Below are 19,433 nucleotides of genomic sequence, written 5' to 3' on the forward strand. Positions count from 1 at the left end.
ATATTGCGTTTATCTGAGACAAATTAGGGTTCAAAACTATGGGTTTTAAATGTGGCATTGTTGGTTTACCTAACGTTGGTAAATCTACCCTTTTCAATGCATTAACTAAAGCGGGTATCGAAGCCGCAAACTTTCCATTTTGTACTATCGAGCCAAACACTGGTGTGGTACCGGTTCCTGATAATCGCCTAAATCAATTGGCCGAGATCGTGAACCCTCAGCGTGTCATACCTACAACTATGGAATTCGTTGACATTGCGGGTCTGGTTAAAGGCGCATCTAAGGGCGAAGGTCTGGGTAACCAATTCTTGGCCAACATTCGTGAAACTGATGCAATTGGTCATGTAGTGCGTTGTTTTGAAAACGAAAATATCGTTCACGTGGCGGGTACAATTGATCCAGCTGATGATATTGATGTTATCAATACAGAATTAGTACTGGCAGATATGGATGCAGCTGATCGCGCTATTCAACGTAACGCCAAAAAAGCCAAAGGCGGCGACAAAGAAGCGAAATTCCAAAACCAAGTACTAGAGAAAGTTAAAGCACACTTAGATGAGGGCCTTACTCTACGTTCATTACAGTTGGAAAAAGAAGAAAAAGATGCAATCAAGCCTCTAAACTTCTTAACTATTAAGCCAACCATGTACATCGCTAACGTGAACGAAGATGGTTTTGAAAATAACCCTCACTTAGATAAAGTTCGTGAAATCGCGGCTGCGGAAGATGCAGTAGTTATTCCTGTATGTGCTGCCATTGAAGCAGAATTGTCTGAACTTGAAGATGAAGACAAACTGGAGTTTATGGAAGACCTTGGTCTTGAGGAGCCTGGCCTAAACCTTGTTATTCGTGGCGGTTATGAATTACTCAAGCTACAAACTTACTTCACCGCTGGCGTCAAAGAGGTTCGCGCTTGGACAATCCCTATAGGTGCTACTGCGCCACAAGCAGCTGGGAAAATCCATACAGACTTTGAGCGTGGCTTTATCCGCGCACAAACCATTGCTTTTGATGATTATATTCAATATCGTGGAGAAAGCGGTGCTAAAGATGCGGGCAAATTCCGTCAAGAAGGTAAAGATTATATTGTTAAAGATGGCGATGTATTGAACTTCTTGTTTAATGTCTAAGACTACGTTAAACACTAAAAGGGCCTAACTGGCCCTTTTTTGTTTGTCGTACCATATGTGTATGGTCACGACACAGCATACTTTTTATTAATCGATTAAAATAGCAGCGGACAGTGACATTTCAATGACCAATTAGGCTATTTAATCCGCAAACAAACACTCTGAGTCAGTTTTTTGCAAAAAAGGTGTTGACGTGTTTGGGGCATATCAGCATAATACGCCCCGCATCAGCGATGATGGGAAATAAAAAAAGATGGCTATGTAGCTCAGCTGGTTAGAGCACATCACTCATAATGATGGGGTCCCCTGTTCAAATCAGGGCATAGCCACCATGTTTTTATTTACTACCAAACTCATCTATATTAGCTGGTCAACCTTGCGGGGGTGGCGGAATTGGTAGACGCGCTGGATTTAGGTTCCAGTATCTTCGGGTGTGAGAGTTCAAGTCTCTCCCTCCGCACCAACTTCTCGATAAGAAGTAAAACTATCAGACGTAAGTAAACGTTGTTGGAGTATCGCCAAGCGGTAAGGCAGCGGGTTTTGATCCCGCCATTCCCAGGTTCAAATCCTGGTACTCCAGCCATGGCTATGTAGCTCAGCTGGTTAGAGCACATCACTCATAATGATGGGGTCCCCTGTTCAAATCAGGGCATAGCCACCATTTACTTACCTCCTGTGCGGAGTAGCGGAATTGGCCAGATGTCGCATTAGACGCTGGATTTAGGTTCCTCTAGAAAACACAACCTCCTGTGCGGGGGTGGCGGAATTGGTAGACGCGCTGGATTTAGGTTCCAGTATCTTCGGGTGTGAGAGTTCAAGTCTCTCCCTCCGCACCATCTCTTAAAGATGTAAAACATTAAATATAGAATTCTCGATTGTTGGAGTATCGCCAAGCGGTAAGGCAGCGGGTTTTGATCCCGCCATTCCCAGGTTCAAATCCTGGTACTCCAGCCACTTTATCTACCAATTAAAGTGATAAATCGAAGCCTTAGATAACTCTTTGGCAAGCTAGTAGCTTAACTACTAAATTATGCTTTTTGCATATCCTGTGATGCGGGGGTGGCGGAATTGGTAGACGCGCTGGATTTAGGTTCCAGTATCTTCGGGTGTGAGAGTTCAAGTCTCTCCCTCCGCACCAACTTCTCGATAAGAAGTAAAAGAATCAAACGTTGTTGGAGTATCGCCAAGCGGTAAGGCAAAAGAGAGAGGTTTTGATCCCTCACTCATTTCCCTCAGATTCAAATCCTGGGACCAGCATAAGATTTGAAAGAAATAACGTTGTTGGAGTATCGCCAAGCGGTAAGGCAGCGGGTTTTGATCCCGCCATTCCCAGGTTCAAATCCTGGTACTCCAGCCATGCGGGGGTGGCGGAATTGGTAGACGCGCTGGATTTAGGTTCCAGTATCTTCGGGTGTGAGAGTTCAAGTCTCTCCCTCCGCACCATCTTTTTTAAGATGTAAAATAAAGATTTGAATTATCGACTGTTGGGTATTGCCTCGCTGTGAAACAGAAGCGGTAATAAAGAATGAAATTCTTTTCAACCTGAGTCCTGTTTAGGTCTTAAATAAAGATTTGAATTATCGACTGTTGGAGTATCGCCAAGCGGTAAGGCAGCGGGTTTTGATCCCGCCATTCCCAGGTTCAAATCCTGGTACTCCAGCCACTTTATCTACCAATTAAAGCGGTAAGTCAAATCCTATGGTAGCCCTTAGGAAAGCTGGTAGCTTAACTACTAAAATTTTATCCTTTTAGGGATATATCCTGTGATGCGGGGGTGGCGGAATTGGTAGACGCGCTGGATTTAGGTTCCAGTATCTTCGGGTGTGAGAGTTCAAGTCTCTCCCTCCGCACCATACAGGCTGAACTATTCTTTTACATCCATTCAAAGCATTCCCTTAACAACTTTGTACGCTACTAAAACTTCTTATTTTTCAGTAAATATTTAGCACAAAAAAACGGACCTAAGCCCGCTTTTTAAATAAGTTGCTGGTCACCAACCCATTGCATGCTCTAGCACCTTGCGTTTTAATGGTCCAGCTTGATCCGCTATCTTCAAAACACCATTACGTAACAGCTTTAAAGGTGTTATATCATTAGAAAAACCAAAGTAACACGCATCCATCATGCTCATCATAGCTAAATTATCAGTTCGGCGTTTGCGCTCATAATTTTTGAGTGCTTTAGTATCCCCAAAATCATCTAGCCCCTCTAAACATTCGGACAACGCAGCCACATCTTTGAATCCCAAATTAACTCCCTGACCGGCTAACGGGTTAATAGTATGGGCAGCATCGCCTAAAAGCACCAATCGGCCCTGACTATACTGATTGGCGTGCTGACGTGCTAGCGGGAAAACAGCCTTTTTCTCTACGGTGAAATCACCTGGTAATTCGAAAAAGTGATCGACTATACGCGCTTTTAGCTGCTCATTAGACAAGCGAGACATATCAGTAAGCGTTTGTGAATCCTGATACCAGATTAAGTTTGCATAAGGCGCGCACATAGGTAAAAAGGCAATTGGCCCAGTAGGCTTAAATTGCTGCCACGTTTTATACTGTTGTGGCGCATCTAACTTTATGAGCACCCCCATACAACTTTGCTGATATTGCCACCCTGTCACACCAATTTTAGCAAGTGTTCTTAAAGGAGAGCGACCACCGTCCGCGGCTATAAGCAAATCGGTCTGATAACTTTTATCAGCATAATGCAATGAAATAGAATCTAAGTTTTGTTCAATTGAGGTGGGCAATGTGCTGACAGTTTCAACCTCAACCCCATGTTCAGAAAATTGAGCCCATAGGCTAGCTTGTATAAGTTTATTTTCTATTAGATGACCCAAATGCGTTTGTGAGACATCAGCGGCGTCAAATAATAGGCTGTTATTCGGCTGTTCATAAGCTTCAAGTTGATAGTAAGGCGCAACCCGAGCAGCTTTGAGTAATGGCATCGCACCTAACTGGTCAAGCAAAGCCTCTGAAAAGCGATTGATTGCGGAAACACGAATGTCAATCTGCGGATCGCCTAGCACACTGTGCGCATCCAGTGGGTGCTGCTCAAGTACCGTGACTTGTGCGCCTTGCTTAGCCAATTTTACCGCTGCCGCGGCACCAACCATGCCACCACCAACAATCACGACCTTGTTTTTCATAAGCTTTGCCTTACATAGTTTAGACCACCAGAATTGTATCTTAAGTCATACCCTTTTGCCCATTTGTAATCACACCAATACGCTCAACCTTGATCCAGTTTTTTAAAGTTAAAAACTATACTTGGCTAGTGACCCTAGGTCATATAAAATACGCGTCCTTTAAGCTTTGCTATTGCATAGCGAAACATGAATTGCGCGACGTTGTGCATTAGATCCGAATTGAAAACGAGGCAATATTTCAATGAGTAAAAAGTTGCATATTAAAACCTGGGGTTGTCAGATGAATGAATACGACTCTCAGAAAATGGCTGATCTACTGGATGCCACTAATGGCTACCAATTAACAGAAGAAGCCGAGCAAGCAGACGTTATCTTACTCAATACCTGTTCAATTCGTGAAAAGGCGCAAGAGAAAGTATTCCATCAACTAGGTCGTTGGAAGCTATTAAAAGACGACAATCCAGACTTAGTGATTGGTGTTGGTGGCTGTGTGGCATCACAAGAAGGTGACACTATCCGCCAGCGAGCTCCTTTCGTTGATATCGTGTTTGGCCCGCAAACACTGCATCGCTTACCGGAAATGATCAAGCAAGTCCAAACCAAGCAAGGCGCTGTGGTCGATATTTCATTCCCAGAAATTGAAAAGTTTGACCGCTTACCAGAGCCTAAGGCAGAAGGCCCAAGTGCGTTCGTATCGATTATGGAAGGTTGCTCAAAGTATTGTACTTTCTGCGTGGTTCCTTATACACGTGGTGAAGAAGTGAGTCGTCCGCTTGATGATGTATTACTTGAAGTAGCACAATTGGCAGAACAAGGTGTACGTGAGGTAAACCTACTTGGGCAGAACGTAAATGCCTACCGAGGTGAAACCCATGATGGTGAAATCTGCTATTTCTCAGACTTATTGCGCTATGTTGCTGCAATAGATGGTATTGACCGTATTCGCTATACCACATCTCACCCAGTTGAATTTACACCGGATATCATTGAAGCATACGCTGATGTACCTGAGTTGGTTGACCATTTACATCTTCCAGTACAAAGCGGCTCTGACCGTGTTTTAAATCTAATGAAACGTGGTCACACGGCAATTGAATACAAGTCGACCATTCGTAAGTTACGTAAGGTTCGTCCTAATTTAAGTATGTCATCGGACTTTATCATTGGCTTCCCTGGTGAAACAGCTGCAGATTTCGAAGCCACTATGAACCTTATCAATGATATTGGTTTTGATATGAGCTTTAGCTTTATCTATTCTGCGCGCCCAGGTACGCCGGCTGCTGATTTACCTGATGATGTCACTGAGCAAGAAAAGAAAGAGCGTTTGTACATCCTACAAAATCGTATCAACCAAATGGCACAAGACATCAGCCGCAAAATGTTTGATACCGAACAGCGTATTCTAGTTGAAGGCCCATCGAAGAAAAACCCAATGGAGCTGCGTGGTCGTACCGAGAATAACCGCGTGGTTAATTTTGAAGGTCCACATTCGGTGATCGGTCAGTTTGTTGATGTGCGTATAACTGAAGCGTTGCCAAACTCTTTACGTGGGGAGTTAATTCGTACAGAATCAGAAATGAACTTACGTAAAGACGTGGCACCGGCTGATATATTAAACCGTGCCCCGCTAGAGCCTGAAGCTGATGAGTTGGGTGTAACAACATTTACACCATAGTCAGATTAATTACGCCAGCCTTTGCTGGCGTACTTGTTATAGGAAGCCATTTTGAGTAGTCAGTTAAAAAATATTGAATTTTACCTAGAACCCGCCGACAACAATCGTCTTTCATCATTGTGTGGTCCATTTGATGAAAACATAAAACAAATAGAGCGCCGCTTAGGGGTAGAAGTCGCCCATCGCGATAATTGGTTTAAAGTAACAGGTAAGCCTGTGCAAACCAAAGCCGCAATGGATATTTTGAAGTCTTTGTACGTTGACACTCAGCCTGTTCGTGGCCAAGTCAATGAAATAGAGCCTGACAATGTTCATTTGGCAATTAGCGAAGCGAACGTGTTAGAACAGGATGCTCCTGCGGTTTGGGACCAAGAAGTCTATATAAAAACACGTCGTGGCGTTGTTAAGCCTCGCAATCCTAACCAAAGCCAGTATGTTGCTAATATTCTCACTCATGATATTTGTTTCGGTATTGGTCCAGCTGGTACAGGTAAAACCTATCTTGCAGTAGCCGCAGCTGTTGATGCATTGGAGCGTCAGGAAATTCGCCGTATTTTGCTTACTCGTCCAGCTGTAGAAGCCGGTGAAAAATTAGGTTTTTTACCTGGCGACTTAACACAAAAAATCGACCCATATCTGCGCCCACTTTACGATGCATTATTTGAAATGCTTGGCTTTGAAAAGGTAGAGCGTTTGATTGAAAAAAATGTCATCGAAGTAGCCCCTCTTGCCTACATGCGCGGACGTACACTCAACGATGCATTTATTATTCTTGATGAGAGTCAAAACACGACAACGGAGCAAATGAAAATGTTTCTAACCCGTATCGGCTTTAACTCTAAAGCCGTTATCACGGGTGATATTACACAGATTGACTTGCCTCGTGGTGCTCGCTCAGGGTTACGTCATGCTATCGAAGTGCTCAGCGATGTGGATGAGATTTCATTTAACTTCTTTAAGTCACATGACGTGGTACGTCATCCCGTAGTGGCACGTATCGTCGAAGCATACGAGAGAAAAGAAGAGGCCGAGCGCAAAGAAAAAGCACTCAAAGAACAAGCTTTTAAACAGGCTAAACAACAAAAAGAGCAAGACTGATGAGCGTTGAGTTAGATCTACAAATTGCCTGTGAGTTTGATGATTTACCCTCAGAGCAACAATTTGAGCTATGGGCTGACAAAGCATTGTCTCCTTATCTTGAACATGCTGAGTTAACTATTCGTATCGCCGATGAAAAGGAAAGCCAAGAACTGAACCATCAGTATCGCGGCAAGAATAAGCCCACCAATGTGCTATCATTTCCGTTCGAAGCACCTCCCGGTATCGAGCTACCACTAGTCGGTGATCTCATCATCTGCCCTCACATTGTCAAGCTCGAAGCCATTGAGCAGGAAAAGCCTTTTCATGAGCACTTTGCCCACATGGTGATCCACGGCTGCTTGCATTTACTTGGTTTTGACCATATAAATGAACAGGACGCCATGGAAATGGAAAGTCTGGAAAAAGAATTTTTAGCGCAGTTGGGGATAAGTGACCCCTACCGCGATGATTTGTAATTATTTAATGGTCAAATAGCATCATTATCCAATTTGTTATTTTATGGAGTAAAACACGACAATGAGCGACGATAACTCGCAGAGTAGCCAGGGTTCTTCTGGCAAAACCTGGTTGGGACGCATCACACAGATGCTGCAAGGGGAACCCCAAAACAAAGAAGAGTTGGTAGAAGTCATTGCTGATGCTCAGGAGCGAAGTCTTATAGACCCTGAGACAAAGGATATGATGGAAGGTGTGTTAGGTGTCTCTGAGCTTAAAGTGCGCGATATTATGATCCCACGCTCACAGATGATCACGCTGGACGTAGATGAATCACTTGAACAACAACTGCCAACCATGGTGGAATCTTCTCACTCACGTTTTCCTGTGATTTGTGAAGACAAAGACCATGTTGAAGGTATTTTGCTGGCTAAAGATTTGCTGCCATTAATATTGAATAAAGACGAATATTTACCTGCAATTAAAGAGTATTTACGACCAGCAATTGTGGTGCCTGAGAGCAAACGAGTTGATGCTCTGCTCAACGAGTTTCGTCAAAAGCGTTATCATATGGCCATCGTTGTCGATGAGTATGGTGGTGTTTCGGGTTTGGTTACCATTGAGGACATCCTTGAGATCATTGTAGGTGAAATCGAAGACGAACACGATGATGATGAGGAACAACAAGATATTCGCCAGTTGTCTAAGCATGTGTACGTAGTACAAGCCTTAACACCACTGGATGAGTTTAACGAGTTCTTCAAAACAGGTTACGACACCCAAGAGGCAGACACAATTGGTGGGATCATACTACATGCGTTTGGGCATATGCCTAGCCGTGGTGAAACCATCGATATAGAACAACTGCAATTTAAGGTGACTAACTCTGATAACCGCCGCATTATTCAGTTACAAGTAACTGTGCCAAAAACTGAAGATGGCGACGACGAAGCTGAGTAACCTACTTTCCTTAGTGCGAGACAAAAGCGTATGGCTGGCATTACTTGCCGGCCTTACTCTTACTTTTGGCTATGCGCCATTTAATGCTTGGCCATTGACATTTATCGCCATTGCCATAGCCTGCTATGTAACAGATACTCCAAGCCTTAAGCAAGCAGCCAAATACGGCTTTATCTTTGGTTTCGCATGGTTTTCGATGGGTATTAGTTGGGTACATGTCTCTATTGCTCAATATGGTGGCCTACCATTACCTGTTTCTTTATTGCTCATGGCTTTACTGTGTGCTTATTTAGCACTATACCCGATGCTAGCTTTTACCCTCGCTAGTCGGTTTGTAGGTAAGCCTTGGCAGCGTGTCGCCATGTTAATTATCGGCTTTGCTGTTTTTGAGTGGCTGCGAGGAAAGCTTTTAACAGGCTTTCCTTGGCTTAGCTTTGGTTACACACTAACAGATAGCCCGTTAAATACTCTGGCGCCATTAATCGGCGAGTTTGGCCTGACGCTACTATGCATATTAATCGGTGGCTGTATTTACTACGCTTGGCAAAAACGCAGTGCCACGCCTGCAATCCTTATGACGAGCTGTTTGTTACTGCTGTTCGCCACCGATGCGCTACTAGATAAACCAAAACATTCTGATAAACATATCTCCACCCTCTTAGTGCAGGGTAATATCCAGCAAAGCCTGCGCTGGGAACCTGAGCAATTTTGGCCAACCATGTCTAAATATCGCGATATGACACGCCCACATTGGCATGATGTTGACTTAGTGCTCTGGCCTGAAGCCGCCATTCCTGAAATAGAAGATTTTGCTAACTCTTTCTTGGTGGGCTTAGATAAAGCAGCTGCATTTAATAACACCGCCTTAATAACAGGCATTCCTGACTATCAGTTAAACAGCAAAACTGTTTACAATACCTTGATTGTGCTAGGGAAACAGCATGAGGAAGATAGCCAAGGGCATTACCAATACTTACACCCCAATCGCTATCAAAAACATCAATTGCTACCCATTGGTGAGTTTGTGCCATTTGAAAGTCTTCTCAGGCCACTTGCCCCACTTTTTGATTTAGCCATGTCATCGTTTACCCGTGGAGAACGTATCCAGAGCAATCTTATCGCCAATGGTTTACATATTCTTCCTGCTATTTGTTACGAAATTGCTTTTAGTGAATTGGTCAGAGACAACTTTACTACACAGTCGGATATCTTATTTACGGTGAGTAATGACGCGTGGTTTGGCGACTCCCATGGCCCACATCAACACATGCAAATTGCACGTATGCGTGCACTTGAATTGCAAAGGCCCCTTATTCGAGCAACGAACAATGGCATTACCGGCGTTTACGATCCGGTTTCAGAACAACAATTGACAATTGCACAATTTACTTCAGATGTACTCAAGGCTGACGTGCAACTAGTTTCCGGTTACAGTTTTTTTAGCCAATACGGCCAAAAACCAGTTTGGCTCATTGTTGCTCTACTGACCGTGAGTGTAGCACTATGCAGAATAAGAGCTTACTTTCTAAACCGCTTTGAGCAGGATTTACTTTAGGGCAAATCATCACACACTTGCTCTGTGCTATTCATCAAAGTCAGTGCCTCTCGTTAGTGCATATAACCATGAAGCAACTACCCTTTTGGTGCAATCCAGCCATTAACTTTTACACCTAAAACCGTAACCTACTGAATTTATTAATTATAAAAAGTTGGTACAGTTCTTCCTATATGGTATCTATCAATCACAACAAGCGAAGGTGGTTATTATGGTCGATTTATATCAAACCCTATATTTATTATGGCATTTAGACATCAGTATTTGGCAAATTCACGATGTGAAACACCCTGTTAGAGGTGTAAGGAGAAAGCTATGAGATCACTATCACTGCAACATCCTCTAATGCTTGAGGCCGTGCATAAAGTCTTAAGTGAACAGTTTTCTATTTCTGAGGCGGCACAGCAGTACGCCCTACCAAAACGCTCGCTTTATCGAGCAGTGAGATTGGCCCAAGCTAAACCAACGCAAAAAAGTGAGCGCCTAAGAGCGACCAAACAATTATTAGAGCAACACCTTCGAGATGTAGAGCAATCATTACAAGGGTTACAACGCGCATGAAGACTTCACATTTGCAGGTCACTGAGCTGACCTGCGTTGATTCCTTGTTCACACAATTGGTTGAACTACTTGGCGCATGTATTAATGATGGTGCATCGCTTGGCTTTTATAAACCAGCCCAAACTGATTTATTGCAACAGTATTGGCATCGAACTAATAATGAGTTGCGCTTAAAGCAACGTCACCTATACGCTATTTTATCAGATGACACCGTGCTGGCTTGTGTGCAACTCGTGCCATGCTACAAACAAAATGGGACTCACCGTGCTGAAATAGAAAAGCTACTGGTGCACCCTAAAGCGCAACGGCAAGGACTTGCGCGTAAGTTAATGCAATTCCTAGAGCAACAAACTATCGTACAAGGGTTTAGGCTACTGGTGTTGGATACACAAACTGGCGATAAGTCAGAATTGTTTTATCAAGCACTCAATTATCAAAAATCGGGGGAGATCCCAAACTTTGTTAGCGATGCAGGTGGTCAATTTAATGCTACTAGCTACTACTATAAGGTGCTATCACAGCCCCTTTCGTCGCTACTTTCCCCCAGCTAAATCGATAAAACTGCCGGTCACATAACTGGCCTCTTCACTGAGCAACCAAACTATGGCATTAGCAACTTCTTCGCTGGTGCCACCTCGCCTAAGTGGTAGTAAAGATGCTAGACGCTCGACCCTATCGGGTTCTCCACCATCTCGATGAATATCAGTATAAATACAACCAGGTCGCACACAGTTTACGCGAATACCATATGCAGCAAGCTCTAATGAAAGCCCCGTGGTAAAAGAGTCTATCGCCCCTTTGGAAGCGGCATAATCGACGTATTCATTGGCTGAGCCAAGTCTAGAAGCGGCTGAGGATACATTAACAATGGCACAGCGATTAGGTTCATGATGCGCCTTAAAGTGCTTAATAGCCTCACGAGCACATATAAAGTAAGGCGTTACATTGTGCATTAAGACTGAGTTTATTCGCTCAGCTGTCATCTGCTCTACGCGCATTTGGGGTTTGAGTATACCCACATTGTTGACTAAGTGGCTCAGCGCGCCTAACTCAGATTTTATCTTTGAAAACAAAGTAACAACCGCATTTTCATCAATAATGTCAGCCTGGAATATAGCAGCTTGACCGCCCATTTTAAGGATATGTTCCTTAACCTCATTGGCCGCTTGTCCGTTTTCTTTGTAGTTAATAGCAACCTTGTAGCCAAGCGCTGCTAATTTGATTGCTGTGGCCGCACCGATACCGCGACTGGCTCCTGTGACAAGAACAACTCTGTTCACGCAGCTTTCCTTAAATAGAGGTATAGAGAGTACGACAAATTAGCAAGGTAGGAAGACGGTTGTCTATCTTAAGAGCTAAAATGATGAGCATCATCTATCATTCAGGTATGCACAACAATTAATATCTACATGATAAATAAGAACTTTAAAAATAAACACAAATTTATATAAATAATTCTTGCGTCATAAAAAAACTACAACTAATATCCACCTGCTTCTTGATGATAGCCAATCCGAGTACATCACACCCAGAGTGTGGCAAGGCGATAGAGCAACTATCCAAGAGTGACTTTGACTGCGTATTTACGCGCTTATTGACGCTCAACTTTTCGAATAGTTTGGAAAGTTTGTTTCTATTTTTGGAGGCTCTTATGGCTAACTCGGCGTTGGATTTTTCTGCTTTTTCACCTTCAGCACTTAGCGTTGAAGAAACACAACTTATTGAAGCTTCTGTAGCTCAATTTGGTGCCCCCCTGTTACTTTTAGACTGCGATGTTGTACGCCAGCAATATCGTGCACTTTGCGCTGCGCTGCCTAATGTAATTTTACACTTTGCGCTTAAACCACTTCCGCATGAAGCCGTGGTGCGTACTTTACTCGCTGAAGGCGCTAGTTTTGATCTTGCCACCAGCGGTGAAGTGGACTTGGTTGCCAACCAAGGCGTACCCGCGGAAAAAACCATTCACACGCACCCGATAAAACGTGATAGCGATATTCGCGATGCATTAGCATATGGTTGCACTGTGTTTGTGGTAGATAACTTAAATGAACTTGATAAGTTTATCTCTTATAAAGATGAAGTCGAGCTGCTAGTACGCTTGAGTTTTAGAAACGCTGAAGCATTCGCTGATTTGTCGAAAAAGTTTGGCTGTAGCCCTGAACAGGCAATTACCATCATTGCACAGGCTAAGCAGTTAGGTATTCGTATTAAAGGCTTATCATTTCATGTTGGCTCGCAAACCAGTAGCCCACAAAAATATGTAGATGCGATTTTGGCATGCAAACAAGTAATGGAAAAAGTCGTGGCATTGGGTTTACCGGCTTTGAGTACACTCGATATCGGTGGCGGCTTCCCTGTTAGCTACGCGAAACAAGTGATGCCTATTGATGAGTTTTGTGCGCCGATAAACGTGGCATTAGCAAGTTTACCTGAAACTGTACAAGTGCTTGCAGAGCCTGGACGCTTCATTGTTGCACCTGCTGTGATGAGTGTTGCTTCGGTAATGGGTCAAGCAGAGCGCGAAGGCAGAACTTGGTATTATTTAGATGATGGAATCTACGGTTCATTCAGCGGCTTAATGTTTGATGAAGCAAATTATCCGATTGTCACAGTAAATCAGGATACCCTATGCTATCCAAGCGTGTTGGCAGGGCCTACCTGTGACAGCATAGATGTTGTTGCTGAGCACATTATGCTCCCTAAACTTGCCAACGGTGATCTAATCGTGGCACGCATGATGGGCGCATACACCAGTGCTACCGCCACCGATTTTAACTTCTTCAAGCGTGCACAGACCGTGGTGCTAAACGAAGAGGGCTTAGCAGAGCAAAAGTTAGGCTAGACCAAAACCTGCAAAATATATCTGGTATGCATGCCCTACCTATCCATAATAAAAAAGCCTGAGACTTGCTCAGGCTTTTTTATTTCACAAAATGTCACTTAAAGCTTACTTAAGACTCTATTGCCAGTAATTCTACCTCGAAGATCAACAGCGAACCTGGTTCAATTTTACCAGCTGCTCTATCACCATATCCCAACTCAGGACCAATGAAAAAGCGATATTTATCACCTACTTTCATTAGCTGTACGCCTTCAGTCCAGCCTGGAATAACCTGATTTAAAGCAAAGCTAATCGGGCTGTCGCGCAGTACCGAGCTATCAAATACAGAGCCATCTAAAAGTGTACCGTGATAATGAACCTTAACTTTGCTCGTCGCCGTTGGGTGTGTATCTCCACTCCCCTCAGTGAGCACTTCGTATTGCAAGCCAGATTCTGTTGTTTTGATATTTGGTTTGTCGGCATTTTGCTCTAAGAACGTCTGTGCAGCGCTACGATTATACTGTGCCGATTGCTTCTGCTGTTTAGACTGTTTGTATACAAGAGCTGCCATCACCAAAATTACGACAAGTAAAATTATGTTTGTGGTCGACATTACGCGTCCTTCTCTTTTTCGCTTTCTTTATCTTCATCTTTATCTTCACCATTGACCACATTGGCTATATGCTGCAATCGCTCAAGTGCCAAGCCATTGATACTGTCTTTTGGATAACTGCCATCTTGTATAGCTCCAGCAGGTTTATCCATCAGTAAAGTCAGCGCTTCATCTACACTTTCAACTGCATAAATATTGAAACGGCCAGTGGCAACAGCCGCCACTATTTCATCATCTAATACCAAGTTAACGCGGTTAGAGTTAGGTATGATAACGCCTTGCTCACCCGTTAAACCACGCATCTTACAGAGTTTGAAAAAGCCCTCGATTTTTTCATTTACTCCGCCGATTGCTTGTACTTCACCATGCTGGTTAATTGAACCTGTTAATGCCAATGATTGATTAATGGGTAGTTGCGTAATGGCAGAAATCAGTCCACATAACTCGGCCAACGATGCGCTATCTCCATCTATGTAACCATAGCTCTGCTCGATAGCGATATTCGCGCTGAGCGTCAGCGCAAAATTTTGCGCATATTTATTTCCTAGATAACCGGTAAGTAGCATCACCCCTTTTGAGTGAATTGCTTTACCTAACTCAGCCTCTCTTTCGACATCAATCACACCGTCAGCCCCGGCATATACCGTTGCAGTTATCCGTGCCGGTGTACCAAATGCAGTGTCACCAATGTGTAGCACAGTCAGACCATTCACTTTACCTACCGCTTTACCTTGTGTTGCTATCAGTGTGTGGCCTTCTTGGATGTCACTGAGCATATTTTCACTCAATTGACCGGTGCGATATTGCTTGCCTGCAATCGCTTCATCAATATGTTCTGAATTGATTTGCGATACTTCATCTTGTCTCGCATAAAAGCTGGCTTCTGCCACTAACTCCAACACATCAGCAAAACGTGCCGACAACTTAGTATGATGTTCAGCTTGTCGATAACTAAATTTGAGTAAGCGAGCGAATGCCTCAGCAGTAAGGGTACAATTGAGCGTCTGCAAAGCATAATCCTGTACTTTGCTAATAAACTGGTACTGCATTTTGTCGGAGCTTGGCAGATAATAGTCAAAGTCGGCCAACACTCTAAACAGCTCAGCGAATTCCTCATCATACTCACCAATGGTGTAGTACAAGTCTCGCGAGCCTAACAAAATGATTTTTACATCCAATGGGATCAACTGAGGTTTTAAAGTGAAACTGCTGCCAACTGAATTATCCTGATAGGGCAAATCATTTTTGATCTGATGAGTTTTCAACGACAGTTTCAAGCCATCCCAAACCTGAGGATTAGCTAGGACTTTTTCAGCATCCATTATCAAATAACCACCGTTTGCTCGGTGCAGCGCTCCGGCTTGAATTGAACGATAACTGGTGATCAAAGTACCTTGCGATGTCGCATACTCCACCTTACCAAAAATATTACCAAAGGTCGGATTAGGTTCATACACCACAGGAGCCGGATCATCGTCTTTATATTCGACCAGAATATTTGGCGCAAAAAAGTCACTCAGCATCCCCTTTGCGTCAAAATCATCTTTGTTTTCATCGCTGCTTGCGTCATCGTCCAACCACTCAAGTACGGCATCTACGATTTCTGTACGCAAATCCTTAAGATAACGCACTACACCAATGTGGCTAGCATACTTATGCTCTAAGGTTCTCAATAGTGGCTTGGTAGCCATCTCTACGGTGGATTTTTTTAAATTACGTAACTTTTCTGATGATTCGCGTTTCCAGCGTGGTAGTTCGAGCAGAGCTTCAATCAATGCATCTTCTAACCCTTCAATGGCATTAATGAAGTGGGCTTGAAGGTGCTCATCCAGTGCTGCAAATTCGTTATCATCTAATTGTTTTCCGTCCACAACAGGCGCAAAACCCACTAAATTGCTCTCCTCAAGCAGAGCCACGCTTTTATCAGCAGCTAATTGCTCAACCGCAGTCAGTGCTGCATTATATTTGTTGTCAAAATCTCTATCTATCGACTTTTTCTTACGTTGATAACCTGGGTTATCAAATGCCGCAGGGAAGGTATCTGCAACCTCATCTAAAAACTCGTCTATGTCATCTGCGAGCTCTTTACTTTGACCTGCTTGCATAAACATCGCGATAGGTTCGCGGTGATCATCATAGTTATTAACGTAGAGCCATTCTTTTGGTGTTGGACGTGTTTTACTGTGTGCTTCAAGTTTGTCCTTTACCATAGTAAAACGACCAAGCGCAGCTTCCCCCATTACAAACACATTGTACCCTGGCAACTCCATACCCAAAGCAAAATCCAACGCGCTTTGTGCTCGTTGTTGACCGATGAACGGAAGCGCCTCAGGGTAAGGGTTATGCATACATGATTGGACATGAGTAACAGAAACCGACGGCGCAAGCGCGTCGGTAGATAATGGCGATATTTTTTTGGTCATTCCTAACTTCTTATTTCTCAACGCTAACAACTATTGGGTTAGGTTCTATGGGGATAATGCTTTTCGCACAAACTCACCGTGCCCGCATTCTGAACATGGCATAATTTCACTGGCGTAAAACACATCCGATTTATTGCCACAATTCTTACATACTAATTGCCCCATGGCTATCCATTCTCCTTGCTTGTATGTACCTTTGTGATCAAAATCCTGCAACAACGAATGCCATTCCAATTGGGTTCTGTCCTCTAGTTGTGCCAACTCGTACCATATAGACGCTTTAAGTTCTTGCCAGGCTAAATCATCGTAATACTTGTTGTAGTCTTTTAGGTGAGCCAGATCTCGGCGTAAGTAGCGTTTGTATGTTGCTAACTTCTCTTGGGATAGGTTTTTCAATGCTTGTTGATGTTCCATGAACTTTTCAACGAGATCATCAACTTCATGCTCTTTTACATCTTTTAGCCAATCAGTAAACTGACTGAGCCATTTTTGATAATCTACCATTGCTACACTCTCCTAATCAAATGCCTCTTTTGATAAGTGTAGACCAGTTATGCTATTCAATGTATTAGGGTTTACCAAATACATTCGGTAAACCCTGTTACAGGCTAAAATTGATATTTCATACCCAATGTTACGGTGGTGCCTAATCCTTTGACATTGTAACCACCATAGGTATAGGATTGTGCACGTGCTGGGAAGTAGTCAGCATTTAATAGGTTTTCAATTCCGACGAACCCTTGCCAGTGATTGGTAAATTGATATTGCCCGCTGAAGTTTAAAACATCATAACTATCAACAGGGCCTTGATCTAAACCATATTCATTTTTGTCATTTTTCTCAAAACGCTTTCGATCACCCACATGTAACCAGCTTAGTGTCATCGACAAGCCATCTTGTGGTTGCCAGTTCAAGTTGGCTGTTAACTTTGGAGGGCTAATATGCTTTGAACCTAAGTACTCGTTCGAGCTGGTATTTTTTCCCTCTGTATAGCTGTAAGTAGCATTGAGCTGCAAAGTTGCTGTGATGGTGTAATCAACTAATGCCTCGTAGCCCCAAATTCGTTGCGGCGCTCGTACTGGTTCATAAATACCCGTTACCTTGTTAAGCTTGTTAATAGTACCAAGCTCCGAGGTGCTCTTGTAGGCGGCAAATTCAAAACGAAGTTTTGAGAGCTGAGAGTTAAAGCCAACTTCATAGCTGTCGATAATAGATGCCTCAGTTTGGATGTTAGCAATGTCTGTCACCGTAGCGCTGCGCAGTAAACGTCCGATATCAGAAATATCAGATCCCTGTGAGTAGCTTGCGAATGGGCTAAATTTGTCATCACCATTATACTTTACCCCCACATTGTAAGTGGTTGCATCATGATTAACCGTGTCACCTTTTACATCAAACGGCACAGAGCAGGTATCAGCCGTGCGGCATAGCTTCAAAGTACGATAATCTGCCACCGCAATATCTATGCTTTCTTCTCGAACTCCCGCTTTAATCACCAAATCATCAGCAATAATCCATTTGGTTTGCAAATAGCCCGCAAGGCTGTCCATATCCATTTCTGGTACCCAGTTCCTGCCATCAACGAGTGGTTGAGAGGTAACATCATTTAATGCATCCACCCCGTAGATAAACGTGGCCTGCACATTGTCATTAAAATCAATTAAGCTATTAAACGTTGCTCTAGCACCTTGCTTTTCCGAGCGGATAATTGATTGGCCGCCCGTATAACCTTCATCTGGGTTAGCAAGGCTAGGTGAGAAGAAAAATACATTCTCTATGTCCTGCTTATAGGCATCAAGCGTCAGTTGTGTGTTAGCAAAAATGGCTTGATCTGTATATTTCAAAGTCACATTTTCATTGCCCTTAGGGCCTTGCGGTTTACCCTGTTTTTGCTGGGCTGGGGGCATGTGAATAGCATATGACTTTTCACCCAAATTCATATTGCCAAATACATCACCCAAGTCTGTTTTTTGCTGCGAGCTGTAGAAGTTGTAGCTAAATTGTACTTGCTTATCTTCATCGAGGTCATAACCCAATTTAGTGAAGTAGTTTTCAGTCACGGTATCCGAAAGGCCATATTGCAAACCAAGAATATCGCCCTGTGCATCACGCTGAACCCCGTTTTCTTCATAACTGGCCGTCACTAAATAACTAAGTTGGTCAACGCGGCCGTTAATGGCTCCTGCAACTCGTCCACCGGCACTCTCTGCTATTTTTACGGCGCTAAAACGGCTAGACAAGCTAATTTCACCACTCGCTTTTTCACCGCTTCTGGCCTGTTTTGTAATATAGTTAATGATGCCTCCTGAGGCACCATTACCATAAATAGAGGTCGCACCTTTGATCACTTCGATACGCGCAATCGCACTAGGGTCTAATGTTTTTATACCCAAAGAGCCATTACGCAATGGAGTTGACTGGGGTACCCCATCAATCATGACCAATGGTGCTCTGCCCCTCAATGATTGGCCGGTATTGCTTGAACTACCGGTATCGGGGGCGAGGCCCGGCACGATTTGCGACAGCAAACTTTGCAACTCGGGATTTACCTGCAGGTGCTCTTCGATTTGCTTTTGACTGATGACGGTAATTGAGGCTGGTACCTCGTCAATACTTTCAAATACTCGGCTTCCAGAAACAACAACATGTTCCATATCTGAATTTTGAGAGTTTTCAACACGAGAGTTCTCTGCGATAGCCGCTGTACTTATAGAAACCGCTAGTATACTGAGAGTCGATTTTAACATGGGTATCCTTGCTGGATTTAGAATAATAATGATTTAAAAAGCGGCGATATAGTATGGTGGAAATCAACAAAGATCAATAGAAATAAGAACCACTCTCATTTCTATTTATGGATATCATTTAGTATTTGCGTTAATTTTTGCAATTATTGTAGCGACACCAATAGGCATTCCATTTAGGGCCACCTTTACCCCCTATGTCACTGTTCTTACACCCGCTGATAAACATACGTTCACGTACAAACAATTGGCTAAAATAATTACGCC

At 43.4% G+C, this 19,433-nt stretch carries 15 protein-coding genes and 11 tRNA genes; 20 read left to right on the plus strand and 6 right to left on the minus strand.

Annotation, left to right across the window (positions count from 1 at the left end):
* Positions 1-38 precede the first annotated feature (38 nt).
* From ychF to BIW53_RS16930, 12 genes are all read left to right on the plus strand, one after another.
* Positions 39-1,130 (plus strand): redox-regulated ATPase YchF, encoded by a 1,092-nt coding sequence (gene ychF / locus BIW53_RS16875; protein ID WP_070993203.1) that lies wholly within the window; start codon positions 39-41, stop codon positions 1,128-1,130.
* A gap of 255 nt (positions 1,131-1,385) precedes the next feature.
* A tRNA-Met gene (locus tag BIW53_RS16880) sits at positions 1,386-1,462 on the plus strand.
* A 46-nt stretch (positions 1,463-1,508) separates the two neighbouring features.
* Positions 1,509-1,593: transfer RNA gene (locus BIW53_RS16885), tRNA-Leu, on the plus strand.
* 45 nt (positions 1,594-1,638) lie between these two features.
* Positions 1,639-1,713, plus strand: a tRNA-Gln gene (locus BIW53_RS16890).
* Position 1,714: 1 nt separating this feature from the next.
* Positions 1,715-1,791, plus strand: a tRNA-Met gene (locus tag BIW53_RS16895).
* 90 nt (positions 1,792-1,881) lie between these two features.
* Positions 1,882-1,966: transfer RNA gene (locus BIW53_RS16900), tRNA-Leu, on the plus strand.
* A gap of 43 nt (positions 1,967-2,009) precedes the next feature.
* Positions 2,010-2,084, plus strand: a tRNA-Gln gene (locus BIW53_RS16905).
* A 99-nt stretch (positions 2,085-2,183) separates the two neighbouring features.
* A tRNA-Leu gene (locus tag BIW53_RS16910) sits at positions 2,184-2,268 on the plus strand.
* A gap of 144 nt (positions 2,269-2,412) precedes the next feature.
* Positions 2,413-2,487 (plus strand) — tRNA-Gln (locus tag BIW53_RS16915).
* A 1-nt stretch (position 2,488) separates the two neighbouring features.
* Positions 2,489-2,573, plus strand: a tRNA-Leu gene (locus BIW53_RS16920).
* 145 nt (positions 2,574-2,718) lie between these two features.
* A tRNA-Gln gene (locus tag BIW53_RS16925) sits at positions 2,719-2,793 on the plus strand.
* 105 nt (positions 2,794-2,898) lie between these two features.
* Positions 2,899-2,983 (plus strand) — tRNA-Leu (locus BIW53_RS16930).
* Between the two features lie 137 nt (positions 2,984-3,120).
* Here BIW53_RS16930 and BIW53_RS16935 read toward each other — a convergent pair.
* Positions 3,121-4,278, minus strand: coding sequence for an FAD-dependent oxidoreductase (locus tag BIW53_RS16935; RefSeq protein ID WP_070993204.1), 1,158 nt, complete (start codon positions 4,276-4,278; stop codon positions 3,121-3,123).
* Between the two features lie 241 nt (positions 4,279-4,519).
* Here BIW53_RS16935 and miaB point away from each other — a divergent pair, with 241 nt between their 5' ends.
* From miaB to BIW53_RS16970, 7 genes are all read left to right on the plus strand, one after another.
* Positions 4,520-5,953, plus strand: a complete 1,434-nt coding sequence (gene miaB, locus BIW53_RS16940; protein WP_070993205.1) for a tRNA (N6-isopentenyl adenosine(37)-C2)-methylthiotransferase MiaB — start codon at positions 4,520-4,522, stop codon at positions 5,951-5,953.
* 51 nt (positions 5,954-6,004) lie between these two features.
* On the plus strand, positions 6,005-7,051 hold the full coding sequence (locus BIW53_RS16945; RefSeq protein ID WP_070993206.1) for a PhoH family protein: 1,047 nt from the start codon (positions 6,005-6,007) through the stop codon (positions 7,049-7,051).
* Positions 7,051-7,509 (plus strand): rRNA maturation RNase YbeY, encoded by a 459-nt coding sequence (gene ybeY / locus BIW53_RS16950; RefSeq protein WP_070993207.1) that lies wholly within the window; start codon positions 7,051-7,053, stop codon positions 7,507-7,509. The genes BIW53_RS16945 and ybeY overlap by 1 nt, the downstream gene beginning before the upstream one ends.
* Before the next feature lie 61 nt (positions 7,510-7,570).
* The gene (corC, locus tag BIW53_RS16955) at positions 7,571-8,449 is read left to right on the plus strand and encodes a CNNM family magnesium/cobalt transport protein CorC (protein ID WP_070993208.1); all 879 of its coding nucleotides are present in this window, start codon (positions 7,571-7,573) and stop codon (positions 8,447-8,449) included.
* Positions 8,427-10,004: an apolipoprotein N-acyltransferase gene (gene lnt, locus BIW53_RS16960; RefSeq protein WP_070993209.1), complete on the plus strand. Its 1,578-nt coding sequence runs from the start codon at positions 8,427-8,429 to the stop codon at positions 10,002-10,004. Before corC ends, lnt begins: the two co-directional genes overlap by 23 nt.
* A 315-nt stretch (positions 10,005-10,319) precedes the next feature.
* Entirely contained in the window at positions 10,320-10,565 is a 246-nt protein-coding gene (locus BIW53_RS16965; RefSeq protein WP_070993210.1) for a helix-turn-helix domain-containing protein, read from the plus strand.
* Complete coding sequence (locus BIW53_RS16970) at positions 10,562-11,116, plus strand: GNAT family N-acetyltransferase (protein WP_084228225.1); 555 nt, start codon at positions 10,562-10,564, stop codon at positions 11,114-11,116. The genes BIW53_RS16965 and BIW53_RS16970 overlap by 4 nt, the downstream gene beginning before the upstream one ends.
* Here BIW53_RS16970 and BIW53_RS16975 read toward each other — a convergent pair.
* Positions 11,099-11,845 (minus strand): SDR family oxidoreductase, encoded by a 747-nt coding sequence (locus BIW53_RS16975; protein ID WP_070993211.1) that lies wholly within the window; start codon positions 11,843-11,845, stop codon positions 11,099-11,101. The genes BIW53_RS16970 and BIW53_RS16975 overlap by 18 nt on opposite strands.
* Before the next feature lie 371 nt (positions 11,846-12,216).
* Between BIW53_RS16975 and BIW53_RS16980 the strand changes: the two genes are divergently transcribed.
* Positions 12,217-13,407, plus strand: a complete 1,191-nt coding sequence (locus BIW53_RS16980; protein ID WP_070993212.1) for a type III PLP-dependent enzyme — start codon at positions 12,217-12,219, stop codon at positions 13,405-13,407.
* A 109-nt stretch (positions 13,408-13,516) separates the two neighbouring features.
* Here the strand turns inward: BIW53_RS16980 and bamJ are convergent, their stop codons facing one another.
* The 4 genes from bamJ to BIW53_RS17000 all read right to left on the minus strand — a co-directional run bounded on the left by bamJ (position 13,517) and on the right by BIW53_RS17000 (position 19,169).
* Positions 13,517-13,999 carry a BamJ family beta-barrel-assembly machinery protein gene (gene bamJ, locus BIW53_RS16985; protein ID WP_070993213.1) on the minus strand — a complete coding sequence of 161 codons (483 nt, stop codon included), beginning with the start codon at positions 13,997-13,999 and terminating at the stop codon, positions 13,517-13,519.
* Positions 13,999-16,422 carry a Lon protease family protein gene (locus BIW53_RS16990; protein WP_070993214.1) on the minus strand — a complete coding sequence of 808 codons (2,424 nt, stop codon included), beginning with the start codon at positions 16,420-16,422 and terminating at the stop codon, positions 13,999-14,001. Before BIW53_RS16990 ends, bamJ begins: the two co-directional genes overlap by 1 nt.
* 45 nt (positions 16,423-16,467) lie before the next feature.
* Positions 16,468-16,926 carry a zinc ribbon-containing protein gene (locus BIW53_RS16995; RefSeq protein ID WP_070993215.1) on the minus strand — a complete coding sequence of 153 codons (459 nt, stop codon included), beginning with the start codon at positions 16,924-16,926 and terminating at the stop codon, positions 16,468-16,470.
* A 104-nt stretch (positions 16,927-17,030) separates the two neighbouring features.
* Positions 17,031-19,169 carry a TonB-dependent receptor gene (locus BIW53_RS17000; RefSeq protein WP_070993216.1) on the minus strand — a complete coding sequence of 713 codons (2,139 nt, stop codon included), beginning with the start codon at positions 19,167-19,169 and terminating at the stop codon, positions 17,031-17,033.
* Between the last annotated feature and the right edge of the window lie 264 nt (positions 19,170-19,433).

Origin of the sequence: Pseudoalteromonas byunsanensis, from assembly GCF_001854475.1 — a bacterium.
Lineage (GTDB): Bacteria > Pseudomonadota > Gammaproteobacteria > Enterobacterales > Alteromonadaceae > Pseudoalteromonas > Pseudoalteromonas byunsanensis.